This window comes from Pseudomonas sp. MRSN 12121, from assembly GCF_000931465.1.
Classification (GTDB): Bacteria; Pseudomonadota; Gammaproteobacteria; order Pseudomonadales; family Pseudomonadaceae; genus Aquipseudomonas.
Map to the genome: position 1 here is coordinate 4286758 of NZ_CP010892.1, position 15635 is coordinate 4302392.

13 protein-coding genes are annotated in these 15635 nt (G+C 65.0%); 7 read left to right on the top strand and 6 right to left on the bottom strand.

Going from position 1 to position 15635, the window contains the following annotated elements:
• Positions 1-188 precede the first annotated feature (188 nt).
• Complete coding sequence (locus TO66_RS19375; protein WP_044463782.1) at positions 189-1925, top strand: hydrogenase maturation protein; 1737 nt, start codon at positions 189-191, stop codon at positions 1923-1925.
• A 49-nt stretch (positions 1926-1974) separates the two neighbouring features.
• Positions 1975-3789, top strand: a complete 1815-nt coding sequence (locus TO66_RS19380) for a P-loop NTPase fold protein (RefSeq protein WP_156162086.1) — start codon at positions 1975-1977, stop codon at positions 3787-3789.
• A gap of 47 nt (positions 3790-3836) precedes the next feature.
• Here the strand turns inward: TO66_RS19380 and TO66_RS19385 are convergent, their stop codons facing one another.
• Entirely contained in the window at positions 3837-6467 is a 2631-nt protein-coding gene (locus TO66_RS19385) for an MGH1-like glycoside hydrolase domain-containing protein (protein WP_044463784.1), read from the bottom strand.
• 199 nt (positions 6468-6666) lie between these two features.
• Here TO66_RS19385 and TO66_RS19390 point away from each other — a divergent pair, with 199 nt between their 5' ends.
• Positions 6667-6936, top strand: a complete 270-nt coding sequence (locus TO66_RS19390) for a hypothetical protein (RefSeq protein ID WP_044463785.1) — start codon at positions 6667-6669, stop codon at positions 6934-6936.
• 82 nt (positions 6937-7018) lie between these two features.
• On the top strand, positions 7019-7480 hold the full coding sequence (locus TO66_RS19395; protein WP_044463786.1) for a hypothetical protein: 462 nt from the start codon (positions 7019-7021) through the stop codon (positions 7478-7480).
• Between the two features lie 7 nt (positions 7481-7487).
• On the opposite strand, the gene TO66_RS19400 is transcribed toward TO66_RS19395, so the two are convergent.
• The 3 genes from TO66_RS19400 to TO66_RS19410 form a co-directional block, all read right to left on the bottom strand.
• The gene (locus TO66_RS19400; protein WP_044463787.1) at positions 7488-7883 is read right to left on the bottom strand and encodes a DUF488 domain-containing protein; all 396 of its coding nucleotides are present in this window, start codon (positions 7881-7883) and stop codon (positions 7488-7490) included.
• A 111-nt stretch (positions 7884-7994) separates the two neighbouring features.
• Complete coding sequence (locus TO66_RS19405) at positions 7995-8621, bottom strand: thiol:disulfide interchange protein DsbA/DsbL (RefSeq protein ID WP_044463788.1); 627 nt, start codon at positions 8619-8621, stop codon at positions 7995-7997.
• Positions 8622-8747: 126 nt separating this feature from the next.
• On the bottom strand, positions 8748-9686 hold the full coding sequence (locus TO66_RS19410; RefSeq protein ID WP_044463789.1) for a LysR family transcriptional regulator: 939 nt from the start codon (positions 9684-9686) through the stop codon (positions 8748-8750).
• Positions 9687-9775: 89 nt separating this feature from the next.
• Between TO66_RS19410 and TO66_RS19415 the strand changes: the two genes are divergently transcribed.
• From TO66_RS19415 to TO66_RS33445, 3 genes are all read left to right on the top strand, one after another.
• On the top strand, positions 9776-10930 hold the full coding sequence (locus tag TO66_RS19415; protein WP_044463790.1) for an SRPBCC family protein: 1155 nt from the start codon (positions 9776-9778) through the stop codon (positions 10928-10930).
• 37 nt (positions 10931-10967) lie between these two features.
• Complete coding sequence (locus TO66_RS19420; RefSeq protein WP_044463791.1) at positions 10968-12077, top strand: SMP-30/gluconolactonase/LRE family protein; 1110 nt, start codon at positions 10968-10970, stop codon at positions 12075-12077.
• Between the two features lie 154 nt (positions 12078-12231).
• Positions 12232-12369 carry a hypothetical protein gene (locus tag TO66_RS33445; RefSeq protein WP_156162087.1) on the top strand — a complete coding sequence of 46 codons (138 nt, stop codon included), beginning with the start codon at positions 12232-12234 and terminating at the stop codon, positions 12367-12369.
• Between the two features lie 171 nt (positions 12370-12540).
• Here TO66_RS33445 and TO66_RS19425 read toward each other — a convergent pair whose 3' ends face one another.
• Together TO66_RS19425 and TO66_RS19430 are read right to left on the bottom strand one after the other, a co-directional pair.
• Positions 12541-12774 (bottom strand): DUF465 domain-containing protein, encoded by a 234-nt coding sequence (locus TO66_RS19425; RefSeq protein WP_044463792.1) that lies wholly within the window; start codon positions 12772-12774, stop codon positions 12541-12543.
• 179 nt (positions 12775-12953) lie between these two features.
• Positions 12954-15614 carry an excinuclease ABC subunit UvrA gene (locus TO66_RS19430; RefSeq protein WP_044463793.1) on the bottom strand — a complete coding sequence of 887 codons (2661 nt, stop codon included), beginning with the start codon at positions 15612-15614 and terminating at the stop codon, positions 12954-12956.
• Between the last annotated feature and the right edge of the window lie 21 nt (positions 15615-15635).

Genomic DNA, 15635 nt, shown 5'->3' on the forward strand with positions numbered 1-15635 from the left:
AAGTAATTAAAAATTAGCCATCCCGAACTAACGAATATATGTCGCCTGGCGCCTCGCGGCGGCGCACCACTCGCTTGATTGATCTCGGTCAGCAGCGTGCCCGGAGGTCCCCACTACTCTTGCGCCTCCATCGGCCAGGGACGGCTTGTCGCAATGGCCGCACGTATCACCCTCAAGGAAGAGTCGCTATGCAATCGTTGAAGATCGTTCTGCTGTCCACCGCGTTCAACGGCCTGACCCAGCGTGCCTGGCTGGACCTGCGCCAGTCCGGCCACCGGCCCAGCGTGGTGCTGTTCACCCATGCCGAGGAGGTCTGCCAGCAGATCGAAGCGTCCGCCGCCGACCTGGTGATCTGCCCGTTCCTCAAGGACCGGGTGCCCGAGCAGCTGTGGCGCCACCCCACCCGCCCGGTGATCATCATCCACCCGGGCATCGTCGGCGATCGTGGCGCCAGCGCCCTGGACTGGGCCATCAGCAACAACCTCGAGCGCTGGGGCGTCACCGCCCTGCAAGCCGTGGAAGAAATGGACGCCGGGCCAATCTGGTCGACCTGGGAATTCAAGATGCCGGCGCAGGTGCGCAAGTCCGAGCTGTACAACGGCCCGGTGGCCGATGCGGCGATCCACTGCATCCGCGACGTGGTGGAAAAATTCGCCGGCGGCTTCGTCCCCACGCCCCTGGACTACAGCCAGCCGCAGGTCCGGGGCCGCCTGCAACCGAACATGAAACAGAGCGACCGCAGCTTCAGCTGGCACGACAGCGCCGCCTTCATCAAGCGCTGCATCGACGCCGCCGACGGCCAGCCCGGCGTCCTGGGCAGCCTCGCCGGCGGCCAGTACTACCTGTACGACGCGCAGCTGGACACGCGCAGCGGCACCCCGGGCGAACTGCTGGCGGTGCACGACGACGCGGTGCTGGTGGCCTGCGGCGACCGCAGCCTGTGGATCGGCTCCCTCAAGCGCAAGCCCGCGCCCGGCGAGGAACACTTCAAGCTGCCGGCGCGCCACGTGCTGGCCGGGCAACTGGACAACGTGCCGCACCTGGACTGGTCGATCGCCAGCGCGCCGTTCAGCGACGAGCCCTACCAGCCGATCCGCTACCGCGAGTCGGGACAGGTCGGCGAGCTGACGTTCGAGTTCTACAACGGCGCCATGAGCACCGAGCACTGCCAGCGCCTGGTCAGCGCGCTGCAATGGGCCAAGGCCCGGGACACCCAGGTGCTGCTGTTCAGGGGCGGGCGCGGCGCGTTCTGCAACGGCGTGCACCTCAACGTGATCCAGGCCGCGCCGGAGCCGGGCCTGGAAGCCTGGGCCAACATCCAGGCCATCGACGATGTCTGCAAGGAACTGCTCAGCGCCCGCCAGCTGGTGGTCAGCGGCCTGACCGGCAACGCCGGCGCCGGCGGCCTGATGCTGGCCCTGGCCGCCGACGTGGTGCTGGCCCGGGCCAACACCGTCTACAACCCGCACTACAAGAGCATGGGCCTGTACGGTTCGGAATACTGGACCTACAGCCTGCCCCGCGCCGTCGGCCAGGCCATGGCGCAGCAGCTGACCGAAGACTGCCTGCCGATCAGCGCCTTCCAGGCCCTGCAGATGGGCATGGTCCAGGAGATCGGCCCACGCTGCGCCGACGAGTTCGGCCTGTGGCTGCTGCAACGCGCCAGCGCCGCGCTGACCGAACCGAAATACCAGGCCCTGCGCGAACGCAAGGCCAACGCCGACCCGCAACTGATGCAGCACTGCCGCAACGCCGAGCTGGAACAGATGCACCAGGACATGGTGCAAAACCGCCACGGCTTCGCCGAGAAATGCGCCAACTTCGTCTACAAGCGCAAGACCTGCTGCACCCCGCAGCGGTTGATCGAGGGTTGGGCGCAGGCAGATGCCAGGAACCGTAGTGGCATTGTTGCAACAGTTGAGTAAACTCCGGCGGCCTCCCTCCAACACCTCGTAGATAAGAGCATTCGAATACATGGACGGTTCAAGACGAAACACCAGCAATCAGCATATTGATGACTACCTGGATTATTACCTCACTCGTGATGAACCGCCCCGTTATGCCGTGATGCTTAATGGTGCCTGGGGCGTAGGAAAGACCTATCTGCTGCGCTCCTTCCTTAAAGATCGTGAAATCTCCTTGGAACAATACACCTATGTCAGCTTGTATGGACTGACTTCGACGGCTGAAATCGATGATCGGATATTTGCAGACACCCACAAGTTTCTAGACAGTGCTCCAGCAAAATTTGTTGAGAGCATAGGAAAATCAGCCCTGAGTTATGTCAGCATCGAAACCGAGCTGAGTAGAAAACTGCTCTTCAAAAAATTCAAGAAAGATATCTATATATTCGACGATCTCGAACGATGTGAAATCCCTATCAACAATGTACTGGGCTATATAAATGAGTTTGTCGAACACAAAGACAAAAAAGTCCTGATCATTGCCAACGAGAAAGAAATCAAAAAACGAAAAATTTATCAGCGTATTCGCGAGAAACTGGTTGGAAAGACTTTAGCTGTGCACCCCTCTCTACAGGATGCCTTCACACAGTTCGTTTCCAAGCTAAAATCTGCACATCTCCAAGAGCTTCTTGCACAACACGCATCTACAATTCAACAGTTCTATAACCAACACGACTTAAGTAACTTACGTATTCTTCAACAATCGATATGGGATTTTGAACGATTTTTCAGCCTATTAGACGAGAAACAGCGATCTCACCCAGATGCCCTGCTCGCCTGCATAAACTTGATCCTGCCGCTGGCTTTCGCCTTCAAGGCCGGAGAGTTGCAGGAAGAAGACATCGCCCAGCGCCCTGGACATGTTCCGAGCTTTGCACGAAACCATAGCAAGAATCTGGAGGACCTTTCTCCCTTTGAACGGCTTGAACTGCGCTATCCGAATATAGACATTCGCGACTCGTTACTGACCAATGAAGACTTGGTCAATATGCTGGTAAAGGGGGTTTTCAGAGCACCCGACATACGGTTTTCCCTAGACAGTTCGAAATACTTCGCAAACAACGAAAATGAATCTGCTCTTGATACGTTGTTGAATGCTTTCGCAAGAAGTGAAGAACAGTTCCACAAGGCTTTGTCTGCTTTCAATTTGCAATACCAGCAACGAGCCTTTATTGAAACCGATGACCTGTTGACGACTTTCAGGCTTCGCCTATGGCTGTCCAGTCAACAGCTTATCCAAGAGGACGCCAAGCAGGTGCTCGAAGAAGGCAAAAAATACATCGATGACCTCTATGCTGATGGAAAATTCAAAACACTGACACACGAACACCTCGAAGGTCGAAACTACAACATCTTCAACAATCTGCGCTCACTCATAAATGGTGAGAAATCTGAAGAGTGCGAAGAATTCTTCAGACACTTGGTAGAGAAAAACAAGGCAACCATAGAGTCGAGCTATCCCGCACTAATCGATAGCCTGTTGTCGGATATGCAAAACGCCCCCGACACCTACGCCAGAAAAATCTCCTATGCTAGCGTAAAAAGTGGCGAGCATATTTTCACTCATGTCCTGCTACTTATCGCCCCCAAGATCTTCGTTAGAAAACTATTGGAGCTACCGCCTGCCCAACAACATAAAGTACTGTTCGCGTTCGACAGTCGTTATCGCTTTACCCCTATTGACATTAATCAGGAGCGTCCATGGCTGAAGGCCATTAAATTGGAGCTGCAAAAAGAAGCTGCGAATAGCCAAACGCTCTTCAATAAAAAGCGCATCGCCAGTTTGGTCGAGTACTACATAGAACCGCACTTAAGCAACTACTAATCTTGTAGTAGCAAAAGCTCGGGAAGATAAGTTTTGGCGACACGTTCTCAGTTCGAAGGCTGCAACAACAACGCCACCAGCGCCGTCCAGCCGGTCTGGTGGCTGGCACCCAGGCCGCGGCCGGTGTCGCCGTGGAAGTATTCGTGGAACAGCAGCAGCTCCCGGTCGCGGGGGTCGTTTTGCAGTTGGCCGTAGGCGCACATCGATGGGCGCCGGCCGTCCTCGTCGCGCAGGAACAGGCGGGTCAGGCGCTGGCTCAGGCTGTCGGCGACCTCTTCCAGGGACGCCAGGTAGCCGGAGCCGCTGGGGTACTCCACCGAGAAGTTGTCGGCGTAGTAGCGATGAAACTCGCGCAGCGATTCGATCAGCATGTAGTTGATCGGCATCCACAGCGGCCCGCGCCAGTTGGAGTTGCCGCCGTACAACCGTGAATCGGAATCGGCCGGCGCATAGCGGGCGCACAGTTGATGGCCGTCGACCTGCAGGGCGAAGGGCTGTTCGGCGAAAACCCGGGACAGCGAACGGATCCCGAACTCGCTCAGAAACTCGGCCTCGTCGAGCATGCGCCTGAGCAGGTCCTTGGTGCGCTCGCCGCGCAGCAACGCCAGCAGCAGGCGGTTACCCTGCCCCGGTTCGGTCCAGCGCGACACCAGGCTGGCCAGGTCCGGCCGATGCTGCAGGAAGCCCAGCAAGCGCTCGCGCAGCCCGGGCAGGCCTTCATGTTCGCGCTGCTCCAGGACCTGCACGGCGAACAGCGGCATCAGGCCGACGATGGAACGCAGGCGCAGCGGTTCGCGGCTGCCGTCCGGACGATGCAGCACGTCGTAGAAAAACCGGTCCTGCTCGTCCCACAGCCCTTCGGCGCCGTCATCCACCCGGTTGATGGCCCCGGCGATGTAGAGGAAGTGCTCGAAGAATTTCACCGCGATGTCCACGTACACCGCGTTGCGCCTGGCCAGTTCCAGGGCGATGCGCATCAGGTCCAGGGCGTAGGCGGCGACCCAGGCGGTGCCGTCGGCCTGGTCCAGGCTGTAGCCCGGCGGCAAGGGTGCCGAACGGTCGAACAGGGCGATGTTGTCCAGGCCGAGAAAGCCGCCCTGGAACAGGTTGCGCCCTTCGGCGTCCTTGCGGTTGACCCACCAGGAGAAGTTCAGCAGCAGCTTGTGGAAGATCCGTTCGAGAAAATCCATGTCGCCCTGGCCGGTCAGGGCCTTTTCCCGCTGATACACCCGCCAGCTGGCCCAGGCGTGCACCGGCGGGTTGGCGTCGTCGAAGCGCCACTCGTAGGCCGGCAACTGCCCGTTGGGGTGCATGAAGCGGTCCTTGACCAAGAGTAGCAGCTGGTGCTTGGCGAACCCCGGGTCGATCAGGGCCAGGGCCACCGCCTGGAAGCCCAGGTCCCAAGAGGCGTACCAGGGATATTCCCAGGTGTCGGGCATGGCCACGATGTCGAAGTTCGACAGGTGCCGCCAATGGCTGTTGCGCAGCTGCGCATGCGCCGCCGGGGGCGCAGGCTGGCCGGGGTCGCCATCGAGCCAGCGGTTGACGTCGAAATCGTAGAGCTGCTTGGACCACAACAGCCCGGCCAGGGCCTGGCGCTGGACATTGCGCGCGTCGGCGTCGGCGATGCCCTGTTGCAGCGCGGCGTAGAACGCGTCGGCCTCGGCCCGCCGGCGTTCGAACAGGCTGCGGGCACTGACCTGGGCCGAACCGGCGGGGGCGAAGCGCAGGTACAGGCTTTTGCTCTCCAGCCCGGCCAGCTCCAGGGTGAAATGCGCCGCGGCCCGGGTGCCGCCGTCACGGACAATCGCATCCGCGGCGCCCAGCAGATAATCGTTGATGCCGTCCTTGAACGGGCCGGGCGCATCAAGGCCATCGAGCTTCGGGAAGTTGGTTTCGTTGTTGCAGAACAGCCACTCGCAACGCTCCGGGCCCCAGGCCGTGACCTGCATCGGCGGGCGGCGTGGATGCAGGGCCAACAGTTGCTCGCCCTCCAGGCGCAGGCTCGGCTTGCGCGCATCGTCGCCCCAGCTCCAGGTGTTGCGCGCCCACACCTGGGGCAATACCCGCAGCCGCGCCGGCTGGTGGAAACGGTTGTGCACGGTGACCCGCATGAAGATGTCGTCGACCGTGTGCTTGGCGTACTCCACGGTCACGTCGAAGTAGCGATCGTCCTCGAACACCCCGGTGTCGAGGATCTCGTACTCGGTATCGTCCAGGCCGCGCCGGGCGTTCTCGCGCAGCAGGTCCTCATAGGGAAAGGCCGCCTGCGGGTATTTGTAGAGCATGCGCATGTAGGCATGGCTGGGCACGCCATCGAGGTAGAAATACAGCTCCTTGACGTCCTCGCCGTGGTTGCCTTCGGCGTTGTCCAGGCCGAACAGGCGTTCCTTGACGATGCTGTCGCGCTCGTTCCACAGCGCCAGCCCCAGGCACCAGTGCTGGGCCTTGTCGGAGAACCCGGCCAGGCCGTCCTCGCCCCAGCGGTAGGCGCGGCTGCGCGCATGCTCGTGGGGCAAGTAGGCCCAGGCGTCGCCATCGGCGCTGTAGTCCTCGCGCACCGTGCCCCACTGCCGCTCGCTCAGGTACGGTCCCCATTCGCGCCACGCTTCGCCCGCCGCGCCATTGAGGCGCTGGCCTTCTACCGTCTCGAGGATGCTTGCCGCCGCTGCCGTCATGGGGGATGTCCGTGAGCCCTGGAGGTGACGCTCAGTGTAGGGGCTGGCGGCCGCCACGGACCATGACAAATGTTTCATCCAGCGCCGCCGCCAGAGCGCCGCGCTGCCGCACAAGGCCCAGGCTAGAGCCTGCGGCGTAAATTTTCGGGCGTGGGTTCGTTATACTGGGCAACCCTTTTGCCCACTCGCGGTACCGCCGATGTTCAGTTACACCACCCTCCTCACCAGCCTGGCGCTCGGCCTGTCGGCCCACGCCGAAGGCCTGGACCTGAGTTACCAGCCCCCCGCCCTGGCAGAGGCCACGGCCGCCCCGACCACGGAGCCCGGCCCCAACCGCTTCCACCTGGAATTCAAGGCGCCGATCAGCCTCGAGCACTCCTGCCGCGGCCCGCAATGCAACTACGAGACCGACCCGAGCCAGCGGCATGAGCCGGAAACGGTGCGCACCACGACGATCGGCTTCAACTGACGGCCAGGAACGCTCCGGCCCCATCGCGTGCTCCAGGCTTGGCTAGGCTGTAGGGATCCCTCCGAGCCCCGAGGAACCTTCGATGAAGCCCATGATCCTGCCCCACCTGAGCCTGGCCCTGGCCCTGCTGGCCGGCTGCTCCAGCCCGCCGGAGGTCATCGACGAGCAGCCGGCGGCCATCGCCGAGGGCGTGCTGGCCTTTCGCGATATCTGCCTGAAGTCCGCGCCGTCGTTCGACGGCGCCGAGCACGCGGCCCAGGCCTATGGCATTGCCCGGCTGGACGATGCCGGGTACGCGCGGATGGGCCTGCGCCCGGACCGCAGCCTGGGGGTGCAGGTGCGCAAGGGCCTGCAATGCGCGGTGACCACGCCGACCCAGGCGGACCGCACCCTGACCCGGCAATTTCTGAAGATCGCCGAACAGTTTTCCAGCACTCCGGTGGCGCAAGACCTGCCGGTGCGGATCACCCTCGACCGGCAGACCTACCTGCTGATGCACGACCGGCGCGGCGGCGAGGCCTATGTGATGCTGAAACATCCATGAAGTCCGTTCACTGCGGCGGCGCGTAGCACACCGGCGAGCTGCCTTCGTCGCGCCGGTCCAACTCGTCCTCCAGCCATTCGGCCAGCACCCGGGCATTGTTGTGCCGCGCATCGCGGGCCGCGTACACCAGGGTCAGGCGGCCCTGTTGCGCACGCGCCAGCAACGCCCACCAATGCTCGGGGCGGGCCGTCAGTTCCTGACGGTAGCGGCTGCGGAAGGTCTCGAAATCCAGCTCGCCAGACTTGAAGGCACGGCGCAATTGGCTGGACGGCGCCAGCTCTTTGCACCACTCATCCAGCGGCAGCTGCGCCTTGCGGCAGTTGCGCGGCCACAGGCGATCGACCAGGACCCGATAGCCATCGTCTGGGCCCGCGGGCTCGTAGGCGCGTTTGCACAGGATCATCAGGGCTCCCTCGTGGCGACGGCATGGGCAGCCATCAGCTTAGTGGCTGGGCCGGCGCCCGGGGAGTGATATCCGCCACCGGGCCGCACCGGCCCGGCAGCAGCTGGGGAGTTACTGCGCCGCGCGGACCTGGGCGATCAGTTGCTCCGCCACGGCGAACAGCCCCTTGGCGCCATCGGCCGTCATGCCGAAACGGTACTTGCCGTCCACCACCAGCGAGGGCACGCCAGTGACCTGATAGGCCGCGGTGCGTTTTTTCGCGTCCGCCACCTTGGCCTGCACGGCGAAGGAGTTGTAGGTGGCGAGGAATTTCGCCGGCTCGATGCCCTGCCCGGCGAGCAGCTCGGCCATCGCCTCTGGCGTCTTCAGGCGGTTGCCGCCGTGGATCGCCTCGAACACCGCGTGGTGCGCCTCGGGCTTGGCGTCCATGGTCACCAGCGTCAGGTACAGCTGGCCGTAGACATCCCAGATCCCGCCGAACATGGCCGGCAGCTTGACGAAGTTCACGTCGTCGGCGAGCTGCGCCGCCCAGGGATTGATCGAGGCTTCGAGGTTGTAGCAGTGGCCGCAGCCATAGGAAAACAGCTCCAGCACTTCGATCTTGCCGGGCACCACTTGCGGTACGGCGTCCTTGAGTTCCACGTACTGGCTGGCATCCACCGCCGCCACCGCGCCCTGTCCGGCCAGGCCAAAAAGGCAGCTGGCTGCCAGGGCAATGTTCAGAATCGAGTGACGCATGCAATCTCCAAATCGGTTGGCGCATCCGGGCCAGCGCCGCTGGCTCGTCGAGCGGGCCCCGAAGGATACAGGCGTGGTTCGTCCTGCCAATCGGACTCGTCCCAATCTTTTGTTGGTTTTTTGTCATCACCGCCCGGCCAGTTCCGGCTGCTGCGCAAACCCGGCGGCCAGCTCGCCGATCTGCTCGCGCAACCAGCGATGCCCGGGAACGCGCTCCTGCTGGCGATGCCAGATCAGGCTGACCTGCACCGGCGGCGCCAGCAGCGGCAGGTCGGCGATACGCACCGGCATCAGCGTGGCGAAGTGTTCCGCCAGCCGGCGCGGCACCGTGCCCAGCAGATCCGACTGGGCGACGATCAGCGGAATGCTCAGGTAATGCGGGACGAACAGCTGCACATGGCGCTGGACCTTGGCCGAACCCAGGACGATCTCCAGGGGCGAGCCACGTCCGCCGCGGTCGGGAATCGCCACGTGCCGGCTCTGTTCATAGGCCGTGAGGCTGAGCTGCGGCTCGAAGGCCGGATGGCCGATACGGCCGATCACCACCAATTGTTCTTCCAGCAGCGGCTGGTAGCAGAGGTCCGGGTCGTCGAAGTACAGGTAGTCCACCGCCAGGTCGAGCAGGCCGGTGGCCAGCCAGGCCGGCAGCGAGTCGGCGGCATCGCTGCGTACCGCCAGGCGCACCTGCGGCGCCGCGTCCTGCAGGCGTCGCGACAGCGCCGGCAACAGCCGCGCCTGGGCGTAATCGTTCATCGACAGGCTAAAGACCTGGTCCGACGCCGCCGGGTCGAAGGCGCCCGCCGGGTCCAGGCCTTCCTGCAACAGGCGCAGGGCCTGGCGCACCGAGCCATGCAGCACCTGGGCCCGCGGCGTCGGCAGCATGCCCCGGGCGGTGCGGACGAACAACGGCTCGTCGAGCTGGCTGCGCAAGCGCGCCAGGGCATTGCTCACCGCCGGCTGGCTGAGGTTCAGGCGCACCGCCGCGCGAGACAGGTTCTGCTCTTGCATCAATGCGTCGAACACCAGCAGCAGGTTGAGATCCAGGCGCCGTAAATTCAGCTTCATGAATAATGCCCATTCCGACTATCCATTAGATGGATAATTCGAGCGCGACTAATCTTCTGTCAATAACAACAACAGACAGGAGAACGGCCTTGAGGCAAACCACCCTGGCCTTTCGCGAGCGTTATCGCGCCGCGGTCCATCCGCGTTACAACCCGTGGCTGCACGGCGGTTTCGTGCTGGCCTACGGCATGCTGTGCATCACCCTGCTGTGGAGCACCCTGGATCGGGTGCGGCCGCTGGAGTGGCTGGCGGTGCCGGTGGCGCTGCTGTTCTTCAACCTGTGCATCTACGTCACGCACCGCTGGCTGGGGCACCACAAGCAGGCTTTCGCGCGGATGTTCTATGCCCGCCATGCCGGCGATCACCATAGCTTTTTCGTGCCCGGGCACATGACCTACGACGGCCCGCGCGACTGGCGGGTGATCCTGTTCCCGGCCTGGCTGATCGTGCTCCACAGCCTGCTGTTCGCCCTGCCGCTGTGGGGGCTGCTGAAGCTCTGGAACGCCAACGTCGCGGCGTTGTTCGCCAGTTGCACGCTGATCGGCTACCTGGCCTACGAGGTGTTCCATGCCTGCGAACACTTGCCCGAGGGCCACCCGCTGGCGCGGCTACCGTGGATCCGCCAGATGCGGCGCCTGCATGAACTGCATCACCGCCGCGAGCTGATGCAGGAGCGCAATTTCAACATCGTCCTGCCGCTGATGGATTACCTGTTCGGCACCCTGTACTGGGAGCCGGAACCCGCCGGCGCCACTCTTGCGAGGTCCTCGTCCATGACGCGCATGCAGCACCAGATCGATATCCCCCGCAACCCGGTGGCCCTGCTCGACTACGCCGGCGCCGCCAGCCGCTGGCCGGAGTGGCACCCCTCGTCGCTCAAGGTCCAGGGCCCGGCCGGCGCCCTGCCCGCCGGCGCGCGGTTCGAGGAAGACATCCATGCCGGCGGGCGCAGCGGGCACCTGAGCTGGCGGGTCCGGGAGTACCTGCCGGGGCTGCGCTGGCAGGCCACGGCCCGGGGCGATCATGGCCTGGAACTGGTGGTCACCTACGAATGCCAGCCCCTGGATGCCCACCGCACGCGCTTTGTCCGCACCCTGGAATACCGCTTCGACGGCCTGCTGATGCGCCTGGGCAATCGCTTGCTATTCAGGCGGCGGATAGAACGGGAATCCGCCGCCTCCCTGCTGGCATTGTGCGAAATGGCGCAACGGGCGATTCCCCCCGGCGCCGACGTCGCGCCCTGAAACGCGACCTGAACCCCTGCCTCCGGGAGCCTTATCGATGAAGCCAGCCGCGCCACGCCGGATCACTTTGCGCCACCTGCTGCTGGTGGTGCTCGTCGCCCTCGGCGCCTTTCTGCTGCTGATGCCGACCCGGGTGCAGCCGGTGGCCTGGCAACCGCCGGCGGCGCCGTCGCTGAAGACGGGGCCCTACGCCGCGAACCAGAAGCTCAAGGCGGTGCAGGCCGTGGGCGCGCCGGGCATCGACGGGCCGGAGGCGCTGCTGCTGGAAGACGGCGCGCTGATCAGCGGCCTGCACGACGGCCGGGTGATCCGCACGCCCCTGGACGGCAGCGCCTTGCAGGTCCTGGTCGACACCGGCGGGCGTCCCCTGGGCCTGGCCCGGCATCCGGATGGCCGGCTGATCATCGCGGATGCGGTCAAGGGCCTGCTGGCTCTCGACGCCCGGGGCCAGTTGAGCACCCTGGCGACCTCGGCCAACGGCCTGCCGTTCGGCTTCACCGACGACGTGGCGGTGGACGCCGCCGGGCGTTATGCCTACTTCAGCGACGCCAGCAGCCGCTGGGGCTACGGCGAGGATGGCGAGGCGGTGATCGAGCACGGCGGCGACGGCCGCCTGCTGCGTTACGACTTCCAGAACGGCCGCACCGAACAGTTGCTCGACGGCCTGGAGTTCGCCAACGGCGTCGCCCTCGGGCCCGAGGAAGCCTATGTGCTGGTCAACGAAACCGGGGCCTACCGGATCAGCCGTTACTGGCTCAGTGGCGCCAGGGCCGGGACTCACGATGTGTTCGTCGACAACCTGCCGGGGCTGCCGGACAACCTCAGCTTCAACGGCCAGGGGCGTTTCTGGGTCGCGCTGTATGCCCCGCGCAATGCCCTGCTGGACGGCACGGCGCCTTACCCGCTGGTGCGCAAGATGCTCGTGCGGGCCATGACCGTGCTGCCCAAGCCCGTGGAAAAACGCGCGTTTGTCATCGCCCTGGACACCCAGGGCCAGCTGGTCGCCAACCTGCAGGACGCCAGCGCCGGTAGCTACGCGCCCATCACCACGGTGCGCGAATACGGCGATGCCCTGTATTTCGGCTCGCTCACGGCCACCCACATGGCGCGCCTGCCGCTGGGCCCGGCCCTGGCGAAAGAACCTTGAAGGCTCGCGCCGGGCAGCATGAGTGGAGCGTAGCGATGGCGCTGCCGCGATTCTGATCTACGCTCTTTCACGCGGCGCCCCGTGGCGCCCGTCCAAGGAACGACGAACGATCGAATCCGATCGATTCCCCTCACATTGATAGTGGAACGACCCTATGAAAATCAAAATCCTGCTGGCTTCCCTGCTGCTCGCCTTTTCCTTCTCGGCCACGGCCTCGTGCCCGGTGCTCGGGCCGTCCGAGGATCCGTGCGCGGGGCCGGTACTCGGCCCAACCATCTGTGAATGCCCCTGAGGCTGGCGAACGCTGACACAGGCGTGCCCGTCCCGGGCGCGCCTCGGCCGCGGGATGACTGCAACGGGATGCTAGCAACGGGAAATATCAGGACAGCGGGAAGGAAGGGAGACGCAAGACCTGGCGAGGCGCCCGAAGCTTCGGGACACCCCGCTCAGGACATGGCCGGGGTCAGGAGCGCGCGGTCAGCTTGTCGGAGATTTCATCCTTGATCAGCAGACGCTTTTCCTTGAGTTTTCTCACTTCATCGTCAGCGGCCGCCGCGGCCTCCGCCTTGAGCACCTGATCATCGATGGTGTCGTATTTGTCGAACAAGGCATTCAAATGCGGGTCATTGGCTCGACGCCGTTGAATGTCTTCTTTGCTGCAGCTCAGATCCTGATACAGGTCGTGGGGCACCGGCATGAAACACCTCCGTTCGTTGATCGGTGGCAAGCCCGCTCACACGTGCTTGCCCGTTATCAGAATGGCCTCGACAACCGCCGTCTGTCGACCATCAATCAGACCAGCGGCACCGTTCGTCGCCTTCAGTCACCCTATCCACGACCTGCCGCCAATGGCTACGGGCGCCTCGCGCCCGGCCCTTACCCCAGCGCCTGGGCGAGAAAGGGCGCGGTGCGGCTGCGACGGTGCCGGGCCACCTGCTGCGGCGTGCCGCTGACCACCACCTTGCCGCCCTGGTCGCCGGCGCCCGGACCGATATCGATCACCCAGTCGGCCTGGGCCACCACGCGCATTTCGTGCTCGACCACCACCACGCTATGGCCGGCGCGCACCAGGTTGTCCAGTTGCTCCAGCAGGCGATCGACATCCCGCGGGTGCAGGCCGGTGGTCGGCTCGTCGAGCACATACAGGGTCGCCCCACGGGGATTGCGTTGCAGTTCGGTGGCCAGCTTGATCCGCTGCGCTTCGCCACCGGACAGCTCGGTGGCCGGCTGGCCGAGGCGCAGGTAGCCCAGGCCAATATCGCGCAAGACTTCCAGGGACCGACGGATGCTCGCTTGCCCGGCGAACACCTCCACCGCCTCCTGCACCGTGAGTTGCAGGACCTGGGCGATGTTCAGGCCCTGCCAGGTGATCGCCAGGGTCTGCGGGTGGTAACGCGCGCCGTGGCAGGTCGGGCACGGCGCATAGACGCTGGGCATGAACAGCAGCTCGACACTGACGAACCCCTCGCCTTCGCAGGCCGGGCAGCGGCCCTTGGCGACGTTGAAGGAGAACTGCCCGGCGTCGTAGCCCCGGGCCTGCGCCTCGGCGGTGGCGGCGAACAGTTTGCGCACGTGATCGAACAGGCCGGTGTAGGTCGCCAGGTTCGAGCGCGGGGTGCGGCCGATGGGTTTCTGGTCCACCTGCACCAGGCGCTTGATCCGCTCCAGCCCGGCGGTGACTGCGCCACTGCTGGCCTGCGGGGCGTCGTCTTCCAGGTTCAGCTCCTCGGGTTCCTCGTGGCTCTGCGCGCCCCCCAGGTGCGCGCCCACCAGCTCCAGCAAGGCCTGGCTGACCAGGCTCGACTTGCCCGAACCGGACACCCCGGTCACCGCGGTGAAGCAACCCAGGGGGAACTCCGCGCTCAGGTCATGCAGGTTGTTGCGGCTGATGCCCTCCAGGCGCAGCCAGCCCTGGGCCTGGCGCGCGGTACGGCGGGCCGGCGCCTGCTCGGCGAACAGGTAGGCGCGGGTCTGCGACTGCGCGACCTCGGCCAGCCCCGCCGGCGGACCGCTGTAGAGCACCTGGCCGCCCTGCTCGCCCGCCGCGGGGCCGACGTCGATCAGCCAGTCCGCGCGGCGCATGGTCTGCAGGTCATGCTCGACCACGAACAGCGAATTGCCCGAGGCCTTGAGCTGCTGCAGGGCCTCGAACAGCGCCTCGGCGTCCGCCGGGTGCAGGCCGGCCGACGGCTCGTCGAGCACGTAGATCACGCCGAACAGCTGCGAGCCCAGTTGGGTCGCCAGGCGCAGGCGCTGCAACTCGCCGGACGACAGGGTCGGCGTGCTGCGCTCCAGGGCCAGGTAACCCAGGCCCAGGCCGGTCAGGGTGCTGACCCGCTCCAGCAGGTCCTGGGCGATGCGTTGCGCGGCCAGGCGCTTTTCCAGGGACAGGTTCGGCGTGTGCCGCACATCCGGCCCGCCGACGTGGCCCGGCTCGCCCCGGGCCAGCCGCTGGCGCCGCGCGGCCTCGGTCTGTTCATGGCTCCACACCTCGCCGCCCTCCTCGGCCTGTTCCAGGTAGGCCTGGGCGGCCACCGGCTTCAGCACCTCGGCCAGTTGCGACAGGGGCATGCGCGACAGCTCGCCGATATCGAAGCCGGCGAAGGTCACCGACAGCGCCTCGCGCTTCAGGCGCTTGCCTGCGCACAGCGGACACGGGCTGCCGCGCATGAACTGCGAGACGCGCTTTTTCATCAGCGCGCTCTGCGAATGGGTGAAGGTGTGCAGCACATAGCGCCGGGCCCCGCTGAAGGTGCCCATGTAGCTCGGCTCTTGCTTGCGCGCGAGGGCCTCGCGGGTCTGCTCCGGGGTCAGCCCGGCGTACACCGGCACGGTCGGGGTTTCTTCGGTGAACAGGATCCAGTCACGCTGCTCCTGCGGCAGGTCGCGCCAGGGAATATCGACGTCGTAGCCCAGGGTCACGAGGATGTCGCGCTGGTTCTGCCCCTGCCAGGCCAGAGGCCAGGAGGCCACCGCGCGCTGGCGGATGGTCAGCGACGGGTCGGGCACCATGGACGCCTCGCTGACCTCGTAGACCCGGCCCAGGCCGTGGCATTCCGGGCAGGCACCTTGCGGGGTGTTGGGCGAGAAGTCCTCGGCGTACAGCATCGGCTGCCCCGGCGGGTAGCTGCCGGCCCGGGAATAGAGCATGCGGATCAGGCTGGACAAGGTGGTGACGCTGCCCACCGAGGAACGGGTGCTCGGCGTGCCGCGCTGCTGTTGCAGGGCCACCGCCGGCGGCAGGCCGTCGATGGCGTCGACGTCCGGCACCCCGACCTGGTCGATCAGGCGCCGGGCATAGGGCGCCACCGATTCGAAATAGCGGCGCTGGGCCTCGGCGTACAGGGTCGAGAAGGCCAGGGAGGATTTGCCCGAGCCGGACACCCCGGTGAACACCACCAGCGCGTCGCGGGGAATATCCACGTCGACGTTGCGCAGGTTGTGTTCGCGGGCGCCACGCACCCTGACGAACCCGGAACCGTTCGGCGGCAGTGAAGACGAAACCTGGGGCGAAGGCGTGTTGCGCGCAGAAGTCATGGGACAGCCTTGTGTCGGAGG